The organism is Thermobacillus xylanilyticus, assembly GCF_907165215.1.
Classification (GTDB): Bacteria; Bacillota; Bacilli; order Paenibacillales; family Paenibacillaceae; genus Thermobacillus; species Thermobacillus xylanilyticus.
In genome coordinates this window covers 1-16,014 of sequence record NZ_CAJRAY010000033.1, presented here as the reverse complement: position 1 = coordinate 16,014, position 16,014 = coordinate 1, and the positions used below count along the sequence as shown (strand labels likewise).

Sequence of the window (16,014 nt, the reverse complement as noted above, 5' to 3'; positions counted from 1 at the left end):
GCATACCACGTTACAGCCTCGCGCGAAGCCCCGCCGATAGGCCTGTAACGTGCATACCACGTTACAGCCTCACCCCAAGCAGAGACGCTGCAGCGTGCATCCCACACTGCAGCGTCAGGCAGCGCCGCACCGGCGCATCGGTTATGTATGATCTTGCAATTCCGCGGCATCCCTAATGCCGTATGATCTCTGCGGCATCGCCGGCGCCGCGATGTTTTCTGCCGGCCGGATCCCGCATCAGCCGGAGATAGGGCAGCGCCTCCTCCGCCCGGAGCGGCGCGCTGAAATAATAGCCTTGCAGCTCATCGCAATGCATCTTGCGCAGCAGCCGGTGCTCGGCTTCCGTCTCGACGCCTTCCGCGACGACGCGCAGGTTCATGCTGTGGGCCAGCGCCATGATGGCCGACACGATCGAAGCGTTCTTGCTGTCGGTGTCGATGTGGCGGATGAACGTGCGGTCGATTTTCACGGCGTGGATCGGCAAATTTTTGAGCAGGGACAGCGACGAGTAGCCCGTGCCGAAATCGTCGATCGAAATGCGGATGCCGCGGTCCTTCAGCCGCTTGAGCATGTCGATGACGACGTTTCGGTCCCGCTGCAGGAAACTTTCCGTAATTTCGAGTTCCAGCCATTCCGGCCGCATGCCCGTCTCTTCGAGAATCGCTTCCACCTGTTCGACAAATTTCGGGTCCTCGAATTGCCGGGGCGATACGTTGACCGCCACGACCGCGGGCGGATACCCGGCTTTGTACCACTCCACGCACTGCCTGCAGGCCGTCCGCAGCACCCAGTCGCCGATCGCCTGGATGACGCCCGTCTCCTCCGCGAGCGGAATGAACAGATCGGGGGGGACGTAGCCCCGGCCCGGACGGTACCAGCGGATCAGCGCCTCGAACCCGAACGTCTGCAGCCCGTCCGCGTCCATCTTCGGCTGATAGAACAGCTCGAACTGCCCGAGCTCCAGCGCCTTGTGCAGGCTGGTCTCCATCTCGAGCCGCTCGGACACCTGTTCCTTCATGGAGCTGAAATAAAACTCGTACCGCCGCCCGCCTGCTTCCTTCGCCGTGTACATCGCGGTATCCGCGTTCCGCACCAGCTCCTCCACCCGAACCGCATCTTCGGGATACAGGCTGATGCCGATGCTGGCGCCGACGTACAGCTCCTTGTCGCCCACGCGCACCGGTTCCGCGGCCGCTTCAAGAATGGCGTCGCCGAGCCGGCTCAGCGCATCGCGCGAATTGCCCGGCACCATGATGGCAAATTCGTCGCCGCCAAGCCGGCAGATGACCGCCTCGTCCCCGCACAGCTCGCGCAGGCGGCCCGCGATGATGCGCAGCATCTCGTCGCCCGAAGCGTGGCCGAGCGAGTCGTTCACCTGCTTGAACCGGTCGACGTCGAGCAGCATGAGGCCGACGCCGCGGCCCCTGTGTTCGTCCATCATCGCGCGCAGCCGCTCGTAGAAATAGAACCGGTTCGGCAGCGATGTGAGCGTATCGTGGTAGGACAGCCGCTCGAGCGCCGCTTCGGAGGCGCGGAGCCGGGCGGACTGTTCCCGCAGCAATTCCGTCATCTGCTCGTTCGCATGATACTGGTCCGCGAGTTTGTCCGCGATGTCCCGGCAATTCGCCGCGATCTCGGCGGCCTCCGCCGCGCCGCCGGCCGGCCAGCACACGTCCGCATCCTGCCGCAGTCTCAAATGCAGGCCGGCCGTCGCCGAGACCAGCCGTTCGAAAGCGCCCGAAATCCGGCCGGACAGATAATATGCGCCCAGGGCCGAGGACAGCACGGCCGCCGCGGCGGCGACCATCGCCGCCGACGAAGCATCGCCGGACGAAAACGACAGGCCGGCGATCACAATGACCGGCAGGCCGGACAGGACGGCGGAGGCCGACGCCAGGTGCGCGATCATCCGCCGCAGCGGAACACGTCCGGCGTCCTCTGCTCCCTGCCGTCTTCCGATCAGGCGGACGAGCGGCCGGTAATGGTGCAGCAGATCCGCCAGCAGCACGGATGCCGCGCCGACGATGAGACTGCCGGAAGCCGCCGCGGCCGCCTCGCCGGCCGTTCCGCCGGATGCGAACACCGCCAGCAGCGCGGCCGGCACGGCCACGACCGATTGATAGACCAGCTCCGGGGGCAGCAGGTCTTCACGGCCGCGCTTCAGCCATGCGGCGAGCAGGGTGATCTCGAAGACGGCAAGGAAGACGGTCCAGGGACGGTCTCCGAGCCAGAAACCGGCCGCCGCGGCCGCCAGCGCCGCCGCCGCGGCGAAGCGAAAGCCCGCCCGCCGCAAGAGAAGAAGCAGAAAGCATCCGGCCCACCCGGAACCGGACACAAAAGCCGGCGTCGCCGGCAAGATCGTGAAGGCGACGGATGCCGCCGCCAGAATGACATCAATTCCCCCCTTCCAACCGAATGCTTTCCTCGCAAGCGTTCTATCCGACATGTTCCTCCCCCGCAGGCGGGGACGCAAACACCGGACCGCAAAAAAACTGCCTCCAAGCTCATGAAGGCAGTCTGCGTCACAGATTGCACAAACTCCGGCAGCCCGGCTGTCATAGCATTCCGCCTTAGACCCGTGGCTTTGCGTCCCATATTTTCATATGGTTTGCCTTTATCAGCTTGGTGCACAGCTATTCGGTTGTCACTGCAAAGATTCGACATTTTCTCCCGATTTCCTTCTTTAACCACCTTTCACATGATTCTCCCCGCCCGGTTGGATGCGCAGCATATGCGCCGATGTTCCTGCATCGCCCAGGCCGTAGCAGACGACCAGCAGTGTTTCGACATTTCGCGAAAATTCGCCATTGTCCAGCCAGGCGGCGAGATCAAACGGCAGCCGCTCGATCACGGTGTGCTTCTGCAGCAGCTTCTCGTCCGGCCTCAGCGCGGCGAACGCGGGGGATACGTCCTCCGGACGCTCGGCCAGACGGCGCAGCCAGGCGGCATGCTCCCGCTTGTCCATTTGAAATTCCCACCATACGGCGCGCGGCTTGTACTTGTGGTTGAGGAAATAGTCGTATTTCATGAGACCGAGCGCCAGATCCCGCTCCAGTGCCGGAGGCCCGCAATCCTCGAGGAACGACCACAGCCGGGTGAACAGATCTTCGAGCTGATGGCCGATCCGCTGCCAGCCCCGCTCTTCCCAGTAGTCCCCGAACTGCTGGAAAAAATCAAACGGCGACTCGAACACCCGGAACGCCAGATACAGCAGCGTGCGGTCCATCCGGTGCGCGTTCCAATATTTCTCCAGCACATCCTCGACGCGTTTGATCCGCACGATGTCGCCGAAGGAGAGCACATCGTTCGACAAAATCTCGTACGGCGCCCGATCCATGAAAACGTAGCCGTATTTCGCCGCATCCCGCCGGAGACCGGTGCCGCGCAGCATTTTCAGGAAGCCGAGCTGCAGCTCTTCGGGGCGCAGGGCGAACACGTCGTTGAACGTCTTGCGGAACGTGCCATAGTCTTCATGCGGCAGTCCGGCGATCAGGTCGAGGTGCTGGGCGATTTTCCCGCTGTCCCGGATCGTCGTGACCGTGCGGCTCAGCTTCGCGAAGTTCTGGCGGCGCATGACCGCTTCATTCGTCGGATCGTTCGTAGACTGCACGCCGATCTCGAAGCGGAAAATGCCGGGCGGCGCGTGTTCCGCCAGAAATTCGAGCACCTCGGGCCGCATGATGTCGGCGGTGATTTCGAACTGGAAGACGCATCCGTTATGGTTGTCGATCAGGAAGCGGAACAGCTCGAGCGCATAGTCGCGGCGGATGTTGAACGTCCGGTCGACGAATTTGATCAGCCGGGCGCCCGATTCGATCAGGTAGAGCAGGTCCGCCTTCGTCTGCTCGAGATCGTAGTATCGGACCCCCGTCTCGATGCTGGACAGGCAGAACTGGCAGCTGAACGGACAGCCGCGGCTCGTCTCGAAGTAGACGATCCGGTTTTTCAGATGCGGCCTGTCTTCCGGCAGCCGGTGCGGCGAGGGCATCTTCGTGAGGTCCGCCTTCGGCCGCGGCGGATTGATCCGGATCTCGCGCGTGCCGTCCGGCAGCGTCTTGCGGTATGCGGCGCCGAACACGTAATGGAACTTGCCTTCTCCCCGGATTTCGGTCAGCAAATGGTGAAACGTCTCCTCACCCTCGCCCATGACGATGAAATCGACCGCATCCAGCCGCTCCATCCAGTATTCCGTGTCGTAGCTGACCTCCGGGCCGCCGAGCACGATGCGGACATCGGGGAGCACCTTGCGCAGCATGTCGATGACCGTAATCGTCTCCTCGATGTTCCAGATGTAGCACGAGAAACCGACCACGTCCGGCTTCCTCCGATACAGGTCGGCGGTGATGTGCATCGCCGGGTCCTTGATCGTGTACTCGGCGATTTCAATGTCGAATTCGCGCCCGCTGTACGCTTTCAGGCAGCGCAAGGCGAGCGAGGTGTGAATGTATTTCGCGTTGAGCGCGGCGAGCACGATTTTCATGGCATAACCTCGATGGACAAGGATCGGCCCGCCGCTCCCTTCGGGGTCGGAAGCGGCAGGCCGCCGTGTCGTAATGGTTTTAGAAGTTGTCGCTGATATGCAGTCTGTCCATATATTGCAGATGCATGACTTCGTATTGGACGCGCCAGCGGCCGTCGCCGAGATTCGTCACGACGCCCGGCCCGAAGCCGCGCGGTTCGGCGTTGAAAACCTGCGAATAATAGACGATCAGTTCAAGATTGACATCCGGCAGCATGCGGCGCAGTTCCATGGCGAGGTCGATCGCCCAGAGGCGCAGCTCTCCCGCCGAATCTTTGCCGTACAGCATGTAGAAGGACGGGTTGATGACCGCGGTCACGACCAGCCAGCCTTGCGCGTCGCGGGTGACGGTCCAGTCGGTGAACGCCGCCGGTCCCTTCGACGTCTGGGCGCTTCCGAATTCCTTCGCGAGCAGGCGGCGGATTTCTTCGTTCGACGCGCCTTCCAGACTGTCCGGAAGCCTGCTCTCCGGGAACCGGATCTCGCTCTGCGCAGGCGGGTCCGCCTCCAGTTCCATGAGGAGCAGTTCGGCGTACAGCGCCGGAACCGCGAAGTTGAGATCGGCCAGCGTATCCCGGATGACGGCCGTCGAGATGCCGACCAGTTCGCCGTATTCGTTGAACACGGCGCCGCCGGAACTGCCGCTGTCAACCGGCGCGTTGATCTGGTAGTAGCTGACGAGACCTTCGTAGATCATGTTGCTGATCAGGCCTTCGGATACGGTGTTCTGGTAGCCGAGCGGGCTGCCGATGGCCACGATCCGGTCGCCTTTGTCCACCGTGGACGCGTCCGCGAACGTCACCGGTTCAATGCCCAGCGGGCGCGCGGTCTGCACGATGGCCAGATCCGCGTCTTCATCGGCGGCGGCCACCCCGAGAATGCCGATGATGGTGCCGTCGTTCAGAACGACGTTGCCCGAAGCCGAGCCGTCGATCACGTGATAATTCGTGAGCACCCAGCGGTCGCCGACGATGACGCCGCTTCCCTGGGCGTTGTCGGTGATGATCATGACGACCTTGTCGTCGTTCATGGCCACGATTTCCGCCGGGGTCAGCTTCCCGTACTTCTCCTTCATCTCCCGTTCGAGCGCTTCTCGGTATTCCGCGGTCTCGATGAAGATCGTGCGGGTTTCCGCATTCCATGTGGTCCGCGCGCCGAACGCGTCGCCGACGAGGCGCAGCGGCACCATCGTCGCGCCGTCAACGGTCCGTACGGGAACGTCCAGCATGACCGCGTTGCCGTTCACGACCGCTTGCCGCGAGCCGACCTGCAGCGCGACCATCATCGTGCCTTTCTTCGCGAAAACGGACTTTGTCGCCGGAACCCAGGTGACCTGGGCGCCGAGGGCGGAGAAGATTTGCCGCATCGGGACGAGCGTCACGCCGTTCTCCTGAACCGGCGAAGGCGAGAACGTGAACGGCTTGTCGTCGATCATCACCCGGATGCCGGCCTGCTGCGACTCCACGGGAGCCGTCTGCGCCGCGGCGGCGGGCCGCGTCCATGCTCCCGTGAGCGGCCATGCGATCAGCACAGCCGCGGTGCAAATGGCAATGCCGCGTCTGAGTCTTGCGAATGTTGTAACCATTTCTCCCTCCAGGTTTCTCCTATGTCTCCCAAGGCCATCGTACCACCGGGCGGCAGGGTTGTCCATCGCCTTATCCCCGTTCCCGCACAAACCGGCTCAGCCGCTCGATGCCCGGCTCGATGTCTTCCTCGCGGATATTGCCGTACCCGAGCACGATCTGACGGGTGCGAAATCCCCGCTGCAGGCAGTAATCTTCGACACTGTCGACGACGACGCCGTATTCCGCCGACCGGGACCACTCCGGAGCCGCATCAAGGTCCGGAAATTCCACCAGCAGGTGCATCCCCGCTTCGTCGCCCCGGATGACGGCGCGCCCGCCGAAATGCCGGTTCAGCGCCTCGATGAGCAGCGCGCGCCGGGTGCGGTACACGGCCCGCATCCGGTAGATATGGCGCTCCAGGTGCCCGTCCCGGATGAACCGGGCCAGGGCGGCCTGCAGCACGGCGGGCGTTCGCAGGTTCGCCGCTTCCTTGAAAGCGGCGAACTTCCCCGCCAGGCTGCGCGGCAGCACGAGGAAGCCGAGGCGCAGCCCGGGCGCGAGCGTCTTGCTGAACGTCCCCGCGTAGATGACGCGCTCGGGCCCCAGCGTGTACAGCGGCGGAATCGGCACCCCCTTCAGCCGGAAATCGCCGTCGTAATCGTCCTCCATAATGTAGGCGTCGGCTTCTTCGGCCAGTTGGACGGCATGCAGCCGGCGCTGGATCGGCAGGATGCTGCCGGTCGGATATTGATGGGACGGCGTCAGAACCAGCAATCTGCCGGGCGGCAGCGTCCCGATCTCGTGCACCCGCATGCCGGACTCGTCGACCGGCACCGGCTCGATCCGGTAGCCCGACTGCAGGAAAATATGCCCCGTAATCTCGATCGTCGGATCTTCAAGGCAGACGGAATCGAACTGCGGCTTGAGCGTCCGGGCGACCAAGGCGAATCCTTCCGATGAGCCGTTCACGATCATGATGCGGTCCGGATCGCATCGCATTCCTCTGGAGCGATGCAGGAACGCGGCGATTTCCCGGCGCAGCCCTTCCTCTCCCCGGACATCGCGGTAGTCATAGCGGCCTTCCGCTTCTTCCGCCGCTTCTTTCAGATAGCGGGCCCACCGTCTGCGGGGGAAGCGTTCCAGATCCGGCACGCCGGTGTCGAAGCGGATCAACCCGCCGGCTCCGTCGCCTGCGCGCGGTGCGTCCTGCCCGGCCGGAGCGGCCGCCTCCGTCCTGCCGGACGCCTCGCGGGTGTCGGCGGCGCGGAGGCCGATGCCCGGCGTGATCCCTTCGGCCACGAAGGTGCCGGAACCGATGCGTCCGACGAGGTAGCCTTCCGCAATCAATTGTTCATAGGCCTCGATGGCGACGTTCCGGGCGATGCCGAGTTCCTTCGCCAGATTCCGGGTGGAGGGCAGGCGCGTCCCCCGCTCCAGTTCTCCGATCTCGATCAAGCGCCGGATCTGGTCGCAGAGCTGGGCGGTGGCCGAGCGGGCCGATGACCGGTCGAGCGTGATGCCGAACAATGGGATCGAACTCCTTTGCAAAGTGGTTCCATCAAAATGATCGGAAAGTGGTTCTGTGAATGACCACTTTTTCTCATTATAATGGGTGCCAGATGACGGGGAAAGGAGTTTATGGAAAATGTTTACGAGACGACTGGGCCATACGGACATTGAAGTGAGCGGCGTCGGTTTCGGCTGCTGGCCGATCGGCGGGCCGTTTTTTCTGGACGGGTATCCCGACGGCTGGGGCGATGTGGACGACAATGAGTCGATCCGCGCGATTGAACGTGCGCTTGCGAACGGCGTCAATTTTTTCGATACGGCGGATGTTTACGGCACCGGGCATAGCGAGGAGATTCTGGGCCGCGCGTTGAAAGGCCGCCGGCACGAAGCGGTCATCGCCACGAAGTTCGGGTTCACCTATGACGAGACAAGTCGGAATGTTTACACGAAGATCGATGTATCGCCGAATTATATTAATGAGGCATGCGAACGGTCGCTGCGGCGGCTGGGAACGGACTATATCGATCTGTACCAGATCCATCCCGGCGTCGTGCCGCGGGAACGGCTGGACTCCATGATCTACTCGCTGGAGCAGCTCCGGAAGAAAGGGTGGATCCGCGCGTACGGCTGGAGCACGGAAGACGCGGAAGCGGCCGAGTTGTTCGCCAAGCGGTCCTTCGCAGCCGCGTTTCAGCATCCGCTCAACGTCGTGAGCGATTCGCCGATGGTCGAGGTGTGCGAACGGCACGGCCTCGCCAGCATCAACAACGCGCCGCTCGCCATGGGGCTGCTCAGCGGCAAGTTCAACCGCTCATCGCAGCTTGCGAGCGACGATGTGCGCGGCAGCGGGCAATCCTGGGTGCGCTGGTTCAAGGACGGCAAGCCGGTGCCGGAATATCTCGACGCGCTGGACGCCATCCGGGACGTGCTGACCTCGGACGGGCGGACGCTGGTGCAGGGCGCGCTTGCCTGGATCTGGGGGCGCAGCGCGAACACGATCCCGATTCCCGGAATCAAGACCGCTGCGCAGGCGGAAGAAGCGGCGAAGGCGATGGCGTTCGGTCCGCTCACACCGGAGCAGATGGCGGAGATCGACGGGATTTTGCGGAACCTGGAAGTGCAGGCCGGCCGGGCGGGGTAAGCGGCGGCTCTGCGCAATCGGCTGAAAAACGCGTTCGTCTGTTTTTCGGAATCATGGCGATTTCGAAAACAGACGAATTTTTTTCTTCTATGGCGGGGCGGGCGGCGCGTTCCATGGCTCGGCGACGGGCGCCGCCCCCAACCCGCAATGGCGGCGCATCAGCGGTTCATGCTATGATGGACACGACCAGCAAGTGAAACGGAGCGGATGCAACGATGCGGGAACATCGCGAAAGCGGCGCGGGAAGCGGAAAAGGAAGGCCGGACGCGCCCGGACGGAAGGACAAGCGGATGCCTGGCGGTGCGGACCGGACGGGTTCGAAACGCGTGCGCGCTGCTGCCGCGCCCCGGGCGAACGGCCGCGATGGCGCCGTCCGGATTGCCGACGCTGCAGCGGACGAACTCCGGCCGGGCGACCGGATCGTCGTGACGATCAAGCGGATCGGCATCAACGGCGAAGGCGTCGGATACTACAAGCGCAAAGCCGTCTTCGTGCCCGGCGCCCTGCCCGGCGAGGTTGTGAAGGCGGCCGTGACCGGCGTGGAGCCGAACCGGCTGACGGCCAGGATCGCGGAGATCGAGAAGCGATCATCGCATCGGGTGAAACCGGTCTGCCCCGTGTACGACCGCTGCGGCGGCTGCCAGCTGCAGCATATGGATTACGCGGGCCAGCTCGCGGCGAAGGAAGAGCTCGTGCGCGAAGCGTTCGCGCGCTACGCGGGCCTCGAGGGGGCGGAGCTGCCGCTGCGCCCGATCATCGGCATGGACGAGCCCTGGCGCTACCGCAACAAAGCGCAGCTGCAGGCGGGGCATAAGCCGGGCGGCGGGCTTGCCCTCGGATTGTACGAGCCGGGCAGCCGCCGGCTCGTCGACATCGCCGGGTGCGCGGTGCAGCACCCGGCCGTGAGCGCAGCCGCCGAGCGGATCCGGCGGCTGGCCGAGCGGGCCGGCGTGCCGGTCGGCGCCGGCCCGGACGGCGCGCTGCGCACCGTCGTGCTGCGCGTCGCCCCCGAATCGGGCGAGCTGCAGCTGACGCTCGTCGCCTCCGCCGAGCAGTTCCCCGGCCGGGACCGGCTCGTCGAGGCGATCCGCCGGGAGCTGCCGCAGATTATCTCGATCTCGGTCAACGTCAACCGCGGCAGCTCCCCGCTTGTCTTCGGCGAGCGCACCCGGCTGCTCTGGGGCAAGCCTGATCTGGAGACGCGCCTCGGCGACCTGCGCTTCAAGCTCTCGCCGCGCGCCTTCTTCCAGCTCAATCCGGAGCAGACGGTGAAGCTGTACGACCTGGCGCGGGAGGCGGCCGCGCTGACCGGAAGGGAGACGGTCGTCGACGCCTACTGCGGCACCGGCACGATCGCCCTCTGGCTCGCGCCGCACGCGCGCGAGGTCCGCGGCATCGAGACGATCCGCGAAGCGGTCGACGACGCGGAACGCAATGCCCGGCTGAACGGCCGGACGAACGCCCGCTTCTATGTCGGGCGGGCCGAAGAGCTGCTGCCCCGCTGGGTGAAGCAAGGCTTCCGCCCCGACGTCATCGTCGTCGATCCGCCGCGCACCGGCTGCGACGCCGCCCTGCTGCGGACGGTCGCCGACGTGAAGCCGGCCCGGTTCGTCTACGTCTCGTGCAACCCGGCGACGCTCGCGAAGGATTGCCGCGTGCTGCTCGATGCGGGCTATAGGATCGAATGGGTGCAGCCGGTGGACATGTTCCCGCAGACGAGCCATGTGGAGTCGGTGACATTGTTGGTTCGGTAACGGGTTCCCTTTCAGGGTGCAAAAACTGAACAGACACGAAAAATGGAGTGCAAACTGGCAACAGATTTGGCACTCCATTTTTGTTTATATAAGCAACCCGTCCAGCGTTTAGCAACTCACGATAAAAACATTATTTATTTAATACCATCTCCATATTCCTTTTGTTGAAAATTTATCTTATTGGCGTATAATAGAAAGGGAACACATGTTCTCATCATGCCCGGAAAGGAATGGTTACATGACCGCGTATCTTGGGAATGGAGCTTATTGTTATTCAAATTCGGCTTCAATGTTGCTGAAAACGATCGGAGAAGATATCTCCCCTTCATTATTTGAAGTTCTTACGGGATTTTCGTTGGGAGCTTTTGTTGAAAATGAAAGCAATTTGCTTTTTTCGATGATTGCACAAGCAGCCCGGACAAAGGCGTAAACCATGCATTTGAAATCCTGGGCTTTAACGTTATCGAGAAGGTATATAAAGATGGAGAACCCATCCCGTTAAATGAATTGAAAGATGATCTGAACAGATCGCCGGTCATGTTAGGGCCATTTGATATGGGCTACCTGACATATAATCCAAATCATCATGTTCTTGGCGGATCTGATCATTATTGTTTGGCTCTGGATTACAATGAAAATGAGATATTAATGCACGATCCGGCAGGTTTTCCTTTTGTATGGCTGCCTCTGGATCCATTCGAATTGGCATGGAAAGCGGAAAGAATCACTTGGAGCGATGGTTCGTATCGTTCCTGGGTCTCACCGACACGAGTATCGAATCCTTCATCAGAATAAATATACGAGCAGGCGGTCCAATTATTTAAAGCCAGCTATCTTAATCAAAACCATTTTTCCGTTCCGGTAACCTTTCACGATGCCTTTCGCCGCCGCGGCGCGAACGGCTGTTGCCGCCCACTCCGGAATGTCGGAAGCGTCGGCGAACGCATCGCAAATGATCGCTTCCGCCCAGTGGCCGCGAATATCTTCGAACGGGCAGACCCGCCTCGACCACGGTGCGCCGAATCGTCAGCGTGTATGTCCGGACATCGCCGTTTTCGCGCGGACCGCTATCCGGAACTCATTGTCCCCGGATTCCAGCGCGACCGATATTCCGCCGTCCGTTGCGGGCTCCCCGTTCACCGTCACCGATGCCGCGGGATGCTCCGGCTTGGCCCGTGAGAAAAGTTCCATCCTCCGGCCCCTTCCCCATAGTTAATTCGGTCGGAGTATAACGCATTGGATCGATTTGAAAAAATATTCTATCATAACTTTTTTTCAAAATAAGAGGTGCTTAAGCACTGTTTTTTCCAACGATCCTCCGAGGAGAGGGCTTTTTTTCACCCGGACAAAGGATTTATTGGCAATATGCCCGAACTTTACATGCAGCTTTTTCGAGAGAGGTGCCGAATATGCCCGCTTACCCGTTCGAAGAACACCTCCTGTGGATTATGGACGATAAGATCGACTCGAAGTCCTGCGAAGAGAATATCCCGGACAGAAGCGTTCCATTCGGCGAATGGACGGAAAGCAACCGGATGAAAGAAGAAGAGAGACTGAGGAAAACCATCGATCTGGTGCATGCCCTGGGGCTGAAGTGCGACAGTGTAGGCTGGTGCAGCCTGGATCTGGGCAGACCCGACATTGATGCGCTGCTGGAGCGAATTCACGCTTTTGTATTGAATGAAGGCTATTATTTGCGCGGAATCTACACCAGACAAAATGCGGATTTTGACAGCGAATGGTATCTTCTCGAATCCACTTACTTGTCAAATGGCGAATGGAATTATGCGAACGTTACGGACAGAGACGGAAATCCGCTGACCATTGACGAAGTCTGCGCTTATAAAATTCCCAGAACCGTTCAAGTGATATGGAATAACCCGTTGCCCCACGTAAACGAAAAATTCAGGGACTGTTGCCTCAAACACGGTTTCAGCGGCGTCGATTTTTATTGGATCCGGGATATCGGCCGGTATCATGCCGCGCAGTTCTTCGGGCTGATCATCGATCACGTTGTCCCCGAGTTCGCGTGCGACCGGTATTTGACTTATTCCGATTCAAAAGATTACGGCTACAAAAATTTCGACCATTCCGCCGGTTCCCCGCTCTACCGGAAGTATCAGGCGCTGGGCGGCAGGTTGCCGAAACTGTCGCAAATGTTTTACGACCTGAGAGTCCACTTGCCCATTCAACTGCCGAAAAACAAAATGCCGGCAACCGATTTTGCCTGCGTCTACTTCTACAGGGGCGATTACTCGAGCCATTATGCGCTCATCCGTAAACATGCGGCGGAAAAGCTGCTGGCTGAAAAGGTCATCCGCAACGAATATCTGACGCCGGTTGTGCTCTATGAGGATGAACCGGCGGGATACCATATCCAGACATCGGAACCGATCCCGTACCCGTCCCGGGAAGTCGTCCGGCAACTGAATGCCGATTATGCGGAACTGAAGCAAAACCCGAAGCCGGAACGCAAAGCATCCGAGAAAGACGCGCTGAAATTGTTCCGGGCCATTAAAAAGCTGCGGCCCGAAGACTTCAAAAAAGCGCTCGCCCAAAAGACCCGCGACACCTTGACCGGAACGCCGTACGAGCCGCTTATTCCCTACTATGCCATCTCGGACGGCGGCAGTTTGTCGGATGAATACGAGTTTCTGTCCTATGCGGAATCGCTCAAGGAAACCCGGGACTACGCCGGGCATATCGAAAAAGAAGAATTGCTGGCCGTCCGACATACGGGAATCGCAATCGCCAGATGCGCGGACGGCGATATCGTGATCCTGCGCCATGACGGTTCGGTCAAACGCATCAGCCATGAAACCATGGATGTTTACGAAAGCTGGGATACGGCGGCGCAATTTTTCTACGATGCATTGTCCGAAGCGTAATGGCTGCGGAAAGTGAACTTATTCGGGCGGCTCGGCCCGCTTCATGAACATGCCGGCGACCAGAGCCGCCGCTCCGACCGCCATCGCCCACCAAAACGCGCTTTGGATGCCGGCAGCAAATCCCTCAAGCTGGTCGGACAATGCATTGCCCGACGATTCCATGTAATCGCTGCTGACTTTGGATACGATTCCCGTAAACGTGACGATTCCGATGGCGCCGGCAATTTGCATGAGGGTATTCACAATCGCCGCGCCGTGCGGAAACAGTCTTCTTGGCAATGCGTTCAGTCCCGCGGTCTGAACGGGCGTGATGACGAGCGGTATGCCGATGCTGAGCAAGACGTTCATGGCGATGATATAGAACGCCGTTGTGCCCATATCCAACCAGGTGAATGCCCACAACGAGAGCAAAACCAGCACAAAACCCGGAACGATCAGCACTTTTACACCATATCGGTCAAACCACTTGCCGGATACCAGCGACATGGCGGCATAAGCGACCCCCGGCAATAACCCGCACAATCCGACTTCAAACGCGGTCATCCCCAGTACGATCAGCATGAATTGCGAAAGCAGCAACCCCGCGGAGAACATCACCATCATGAGCAGCAGGACGAGCACCATCGCAAGGCTGAACATCGGATGTCGAAAGGTCCTGAGCTCCAGGATCGGCGCGGAGATGGACAACTGCCGAAGAACGAACAAGGCCAAAGCAATGCCTCCGGCAATAAGTGAACCCCATGTTTCGGATGTGAGGTGTATGGCGGAGGCGCTCAATCCATACACCAATCCTCCAAATCCGATGCAGGACAACACGATGGAAAGATAGTCGACTTTCGGTTTTGCAAGGTCGGATACATTGCGCAATGAGGCCGCCGCAAACAACACCGAAAACGCCGCGGTCGGAATGATCAGATAAAACATCCAGCGCCACGAGAGCCAGTCGATGATCAATCCCGCAACCGTCGGCCCGATCGCGGGAGCAAACATGACGACCAGCCCGATCATGCCCATCGCGCCCCCCCTGCGTTCCGGCGGGAAAATATGCATCATCGTGTTCATCATCACCGGCAGCATGAGCCCGGTTCCGAGCGCTTGCACCGCTCTTCCGAAGAGCAGCACGGAAAAAACGGGGGCCGCGCCGCAAACGACGGTCCCGGCAAGAAAGAAAATCGCCGCGGACAAAAACATTTGGCGTGTCGTAAACCACTGCTGCAGCAAAGCGGTGACGGGCACGAGTGTTCCGACAACGAGCATATACACGGCGGCCAGCCATTGAACGGTCATGAGCGGAGCGGAAAAATCCCTCATCAGATCGGGAAACGCGACCTGGATCATCGTTTCATTCAAGACGGCAATGAAAGCCCCGATGATGAGCGCAGCGACCATGCGTGTGCGTTGCCCGTCAGTCATGACGGCAGATGAGCTTGCGATCTCCACGACTGAACCTCCTCGAACATGCAGCGTATGGTTGTGTTGAGTATATCCAATGGGTTAACGAACGGGCCAACACAGAATTTTTGTTTATTAACAATAAAATCATATATAATAAAACATGATAATAAGCACGATGAATGGGAGGATTTACGGTGGAGTTACAGCAACTGCGCTGTTTTGCAGCCGTCGCCTCCGAGCTTCATTTTGCCCGGGCGGCGGAAAAGCTGCATATGGCTCAGCAAGCGGTAAGCTTTCAAATCAAACAGTTGGAATCCGAGCTGGGGGTCAAATTGTTCGAGCGTACAACCCGCAAAGTGTCATTGACGATGGCAGGGGAAGCGTTCCTGGACGAAGTGAAGCACATCTTCGTTCATCTGGAACGGGGTGTGGATGAAGCACGCCGCGCGGATCGCGGTGAAAGAGGCCGGCTTGTCGTCGGTTATGTCCATCCCATGTCTTACGGTGTTCTGCCTGACGCGGTCAAACGATTTCGAAACCGGCATCCGGATGTCAAAGTGGTGTTGCTCGAATCGAGTCCCGCCGAGCTTGAGACCAAGCTGCTCGCCGGTGAAGTCGATGTGGCCTTCAACATCAAAGCCATCGGCCAGAACGGTCTGCCGGCCTATGAATGGAGGACATTGTCCATCGAACCGATGACCGTGGCCGTTCCCCAATCTCACCCGCTGGCCGGCGGTCATGAGGTGAAATTGAAAGATCTGTCGGACGAGCCGTTCGTTCTCGTGAATCGTCAGGGAAACGCGCTTCTGCACGATTGCTTCCTTTATCTGTGCCGGCAGGCGGGTTTTACGCCCCGGATTGTGCAAGAGACCGCCAACGATCAACTGGCGCTCGGATTGGTTTCCTCCGAAATGGGCATCGCCGTTGTGTTTGCCTGTTTGAACAAACTTTACAACGATCGGGTCGCCTATCTTCCTTTGGTTGAACCGCGTTTCGAGTTCGAATTCGCCATTTATTGGAGACGGGGGCATTCCCTTGCGCTGGTGGATCATTTTATCGACGCCGCATTGCGCAATGGAGATGGAGCCCAAGGGCATGCATAAAAAGCCGGAACGTAAGCAAGCCCGTTCAACCGGCGAGGTCGAACGGGCTTTTGTCATTAATTTAAGGTTCTGTATGATTTACCCTAAATTTCGAAAGTACCGTTCATTGAAAACATAAAAAAGTGCCCAAATCTTTGGTA

General features: G+C 60.0%; 11 protein-coding genes and 1 riboswitch. Of the genes, 5 read left to right on the top strand and 6 right to left on the bottom strand.

The genetic code is table 11. The features are described from left to right. Positions 1 to 172: 172 nt before the first annotated feature. From KJQ12_RS07085 to pdxR, 4 genes are all read right to left on the bottom strand, one after another. On the bottom strand, positions 173 to 2,446 hold the full coding sequence (locus KJQ12_RS07085; protein ID WP_213484051.1) for a putative bifunctional diguanylate cyclase/phosphodiesterase: 2,274 nt from the start codon (positions 2,444 to 2,446) through the stop codon (positions 173 to 175). A 93-nt stretch (positions 2,447 to 2,539) separates the two neighbouring features. Further along, positions 2,540 to 2,623: riboswitch (cyclic di-GMP riboswitch) on the bottom strand. Between the two features lie 60 nt (positions 2,624 to 2,683). Continuing rightward, positions 2,684 to 4,480 carry a B12-binding domain-containing radical SAM protein gene (locus KJQ12_RS07080; RefSeq protein ID WP_213484050.1) on the bottom strand — a complete coding sequence of 599 codons (1,797 nt, stop codon included), beginning with the start codon at positions 4,478 to 4,480 and terminating at the stop codon, positions 2,684 to 2,686. Positions 4,481 to 4,559: 79 nt separating this feature from the next. Further along, on the bottom strand, positions 4,560 to 6,104 hold the full coding sequence (locus tag KJQ12_RS07075) for a stalk domain-containing protein (protein WP_213484049.1): 1,545 nt from the start codon (positions 6,102 to 6,104) through the stop codon (positions 4,560 to 4,562). 70 nt (positions 6,105 to 6,174) lie between these two features. After that, positions 6,175 to 7,611 carry a MocR-like pyridoxine biosynthesis transcription factor PdxR gene (gene pdxR / locus KJQ12_RS07070; protein ID WP_213484048.1) on the bottom strand — a complete coding sequence of 479 codons (1,437 nt, stop codon included), beginning with the start codon at positions 7,609 to 7,611 and terminating at the stop codon, positions 6,175 to 6,177. A gap of 118 nt (positions 7,612 to 7,729) precedes the next feature. Between pdxR and KJQ12_RS07065 the strand changes: the two genes are divergently transcribed. The 3 genes from KJQ12_RS07065 (at position 7,730) to KJQ12_RS07055 (ending at position 10,918) form a co-directional block, all read left to right on the top strand. Then, positions 7,730 to 8,734, top strand: a complete 1,005-nt coding sequence (locus tag KJQ12_RS07065) for an aldo/keto reductase (RefSeq protein WP_213484047.1) — start codon at positions 7,730 to 7,732, stop codon at positions 8,732 to 8,734. Positions 8,735 to 8,949: 215 nt separating this feature from the next. Further along, positions 8,950 to 10,488 carry a 23S rRNA (uracil(1939)-C(5))-methyltransferase RlmD gene (gene rlmD, locus KJQ12_RS07060; protein ID WP_213484046.1) on the top strand — a complete coding sequence of 513 codons (1,539 nt, stop codon included), beginning with the start codon at positions 8,950 to 8,952 and terminating at the stop codon, positions 10,486 to 10,488. A 238-nt stretch (positions 10,489 to 10,726) separates the two neighbouring features. After that, entirely contained in the window at positions 10,727 to 10,918 is a 192-nt protein-coding gene (locus KJQ12_RS07055) for a hypothetical protein (RefSeq protein ID WP_213484045.1), read from the top strand. A 386-nt stretch (positions 10,919 to 11,304) separates the two neighbouring features. Here the strand turns inward: KJQ12_RS07055 and KJQ12_RS19880 are convergent, their stop codons facing one another. Further along, positions 11,305 to 11,442 (bottom strand): S-layer homology domain-containing protein, encoded by a 138-nt coding sequence (locus KJQ12_RS19880; protein ID WP_425315964.1) that lies wholly within the window; start codon positions 11,440 to 11,442, stop codon positions 11,305 to 11,307. A gap of 455 nt (positions 11,443 to 11,897) precedes the next feature. On the opposite strand from KJQ12_RS19880, the gene KJQ12_RS07045 reads away from it, so the two are divergent. Then, positions 11,898 to 13,376, top strand: coding sequence for a hypothetical protein (locus tag KJQ12_RS07045; RefSeq protein WP_213484044.1), 1,479 nt, complete (start codon positions 11,898 to 11,900; stop codon positions 13,374 to 13,376). 18 nt (positions 13,377 to 13,394) lie between these two features. On the opposite strand, the gene KJQ12_RS07040 is transcribed toward KJQ12_RS07045, so the two are convergent. After that, a complete protein-coding gene (locus KJQ12_RS07040) occupies positions 13,395 to 14,816 on the bottom strand; it encodes a DHA2 family efflux MFS transporter permease subunit (RefSeq protein ID WP_244860479.1) in 1,422 nt (473 codons plus the stop codon). Between the two features lie 149 nt (positions 14,817 to 14,965). Between KJQ12_RS07040 and KJQ12_RS07035 the strand changes: the two genes are divergently transcribed. Continuing rightward, positions 14,966 to 15,874, top strand: a complete 909-nt coding sequence (locus KJQ12_RS07035) for a LysR family transcriptional regulator (protein ID WP_213484043.1) — start codon at positions 14,966 to 14,968, stop codon at positions 15,872 to 15,874. Positions 15,875 to 16,014: the final 140 nt, after the last annotated feature.